Annotated in this window: 2 protein-coding genes and 1 pseudogene; all 3 read left to right on the plus strand. The window is 42.5% G+C overall.

Annotated features, from left to right (window positions below):
- The first annotated feature begins 405 nt into the window (after positions 1 to 405).
- Positions 406 to 1,785, plus strand: coding sequence for an S-layer homology domain-containing protein (locus Q0Y54_RS12355; protein WP_297968550.1), 1,380 nt, complete (start codon positions 406 to 408; stop codon positions 1,783 to 1,785).
- Positions 1,786 to 1,832: 47 nt separating this feature from the next.
- The gene (locus Q0Y54_RS12360; RefSeq protein WP_297968553.1) at positions 1,833 to 2,006 is read left to right on the plus strand and encodes a hypothetical protein; all 174 of its coding nucleotides are present in this window, start codon (positions 1,833 to 1,835) and stop codon (positions 2,004 to 2,006) included.
- Positions 2,007 to 2,272: 266 nt separating this feature from the next.
- A pseudogene (locus Q0Y54_RS12365) lies at positions 2,273 to 3,425 on the plus strand (autotransporter outer membrane beta-barrel domain-containing protein); the annotation flags it as partial.

Genomic DNA, 3,425 nt, shown 5'->3' on the forward strand with positions numbered 1-3,425 from the left:
AGGCAGAATTTGCCCCAGGTTGGACACTGGCCGGAGATTTGGCTCTTCAAAAGGGTAGCCACGATAAGGACATTATGGCAGCAGTTACCTTGAGAAGAATGTGGTAGGTTTGGGTATTACTTTCGCATTTTCAAAATAATATATAAATTTAATTTACTAAAAAAGAAATCTGATATTTTTTGTAGAAATAAAAAAATACAATTAAAGGGGGAAAATTATGGCTAAAGAAGCCTAAATAACGAGCTTTAGTCTACTAGAGTAGTTCATATTACAAAAAATGATAAAAATGTGATATAGTAATGAATATATTAGTAAAGCTGTAAAGCAGGCTCAGGCTGCCCTTCTTTGTAGTAAGGAAATGGCGATTGCTAGGGCAGAGCTCCACTATTGGAGGGAATCACAGTCATGAATTTTCAGATTGCCATGAAAAGTGTATTTGTTATATATCTGCTCTGCCTTTTTCCCTTTTGCAGAGCAGAGGCAGCCAATCATTTTCGGGATGTTCCTGCAGATCATTGGTCTTATGATGTTTTGCAGGAATTGCATTCACGCGGTATTGTTCTGGGCTTCGGTGACAATAGTTACCGAGGAGACCGTAATATGACTCGCTACGAAATGGCACAAATTACAGCAAGAGCTATGGCTTGCGCAACTGATAAAAGGGACAAGGATTTGATTGACCGTCTATGTGCTGAATTTCAAGAGGAATTGAAAGATTTAGGTGTACGGGTCAAGGAACTGGAGAAAAATGTTGATGCCGTAAAATGGACGGGGAGGGCAAATTATCTATTCACAAGTGACCAAATAGAAGGAAGAAGAACCAGGGAAAAATCAATTTTTTCTTTTCGCATGGAGCCTACTGCCAAAATAAACAAGCACTGGAAGGTCAATGGCCGCTTGGATATGTCTTTGAATATAAACCGTAATTCTGCAGGCACAGTTAAAATGAACCGTGTATGGGCAGAAGGAAAATATGGAAACACTGTTATTCGGTTAGGCAAAGTACCTCTTTCTACCAATGAGAACGGGATTGTCCTGGAAAGCTCTTTTACTGGATTCACGGTGCAGACCGGTAAGAGTTGGAAGGTGTTGCTTCTGGGAGGAAGGTTGAATATGTCAAAAACTGGCGCCTACCGCATTGGTATGGGATATTCCAGGGAACTGAGAGCAATGGGGATGACCAAGGAGGCAGCGGAAGTGCGGGCTATGGCTCGTGACCCCGCCACCATTTTGGGAGTAAATCTTCAATACAAGACAAATAAAAAAATTTTTGGTGGTTTGGGTTATTACCATCTAAGCTCTAAGGCTTATAATTTTATTGCTGATATGGAAAACGAAAGCAAAGCTGGCGTTAACATTGGTTCCGTAAATCTAGGTTATCGCTTCTCTCCCAAATGTGTACTGACGGGAGCCTATGCCAAGGCCTATTACAGCAAGGACCCGGATATGATTGAAGGTTTTGGAAATATGCAGGATTACTCCTGGGAGGTGGAGCTTTCTTATGGAAACTATCGTAAGGCCAGTAAAAAGGGCGAGTGGAAAGCATATTTGGCTTACAGTAATTACGGGTATATTTCTTCCGTAATCCCCGCCAGCAGCAATATCGATGACATGTACGATGACGACATGGGTATTGCCAACTGGGGAGAACGGGGCTGGGAAATCGGCGGATCATGGGCACTGGAGAAAAATGTAGGCTTGGTGGCCAGTTACTTTTGGGGCAGCTCCATTACATCCCACCGGCGCATGAAATCTGTGCTGGCACGGTTGGAAATGTTTTTTTAACGAGTGAAAAATGTTGCAGGTATAAGGACAAGAATAAACAACGCTCAATGCTCTGGATTAGGATTTTGCTGAGAATAACGGGAGGTGTGGCTACTGTAGCCATTGGTACAGTAATGTGTGCCACCGGAGTCGGTGCAGGAGCTGGTGCTCTTACCATAGCCAACGGTGCCATGGATATTGCAAATGCTGTCCACGGTGCGGCTACTTTAAACAAAAAATAGTTATATATCAAGAGCAGTACAGCAGTTGTACTGCTCTTTTGCTATTATTTGTATTATATTTATGGTTTGACTGTTATTATGTTGACTGCGATAGCCTTTTCCTTCATTCTGTGGCAGTTCGCAAAAAGAATCGTCTGTAATGCTGGAATAAACTAATCTGACGCTAAAAATTAGAGAATAATGACCAAATATAAAGAAGGAAATAAGGTTATGTACATAGAATTGGTACACAGCGGTTAATTTAAAAATATGGAGTAGGGAAGAAAATGAACAAAAGAAAACAGATTTCAAGGAAGAAAATGTATGTATTATCAGCAGCTTTGTTGGCCGGCTCCGTGTCAATGGCACCTATAGCCTCAGCGGCGGACAGTCCATATATTGCCTCTGAGGAAATTACCTTTGGGGATAATGTTTTTGCTGAAATTAAATTTTTAAAGGAAGGTGAGGGGATTGGCCGGGGGCAGGGTGACAAGGATTATATCGTAGATAAGGCGTTGTATAACCTGCCGAAGGAGCTTATTCAGGGAACCTTGGATAGTACAGTATATTGGTCGGATATTCTTGGTGCCGGGGCAAAGAATACAACGCCATGGCAAATATTCGTAAACACCGATAAGGATCAAAATGCCGGGGCCACCTCTAATGCCATTAAATCAGATGGTGTTCGTCAGGCAATGAACAGCTATAATCATGCTGCAAATTATATAGGTGAACAGATTCAGGACGGTGTGGTGCTATCTACCATTACCTATGATAATGCCAAAACCGGCGTTCTGCCAAAAGGAAATTATGGACTTAGTGAAATCACTATTGGAGATTATATGGGAGCCAATCGAAAAGATGCGATACACGGCTGGTGGATAGATACGGATACGGTGCTGCCAACCAATGAGCAGGCTACTGACTTTGTCGGCACAATACGCCATGAGCTGGGTCATGCTTTGGGCATATCTCTGAGAAGTGGGACCAACTCTGCAGGGAAGCTGTGTATTAATGATAGTATTACTGATACTAAGTCATGGACGCTGCACCTTTATGACCAGAATGGCAATCAGGCCAAGGCTGGAAAGCCCATAGTAACATCCAGTGATATAGGAAGTGGCGATGTAAGTCAGTACTTCGTGGTAGATAAGAATATTACCTCTGATGGTAAAGGCTATGCCTACTTTATGGGTGATAATGTGACTGATGCCTTGGGCGGAGTTACCTTTTTTGGCCGCTCCGGGTTACCGGTAAATGGATGGGAGGGTACAAAATTTGAAGGCTCTCATCTTCAGACTACTGGTATGATGAGTCATCGTCCATATAGTAATTATACCTCCTTTATGGAGGCTGAACTGGCGGTAATGCAGGATTTGGGTTATAGCATCGACCGCAAAGCATTTTTTGGCCGTTCCATATATGGTAATGGTGGAACTA

This window comes from uncultured Anaerovibrio sp., assembly GCF_947302755.1.
GTDB lineage: Bacteria > Bacillota > Negativicutes > Selenomonadales > Selenomonadaceae > Anaerovibrio.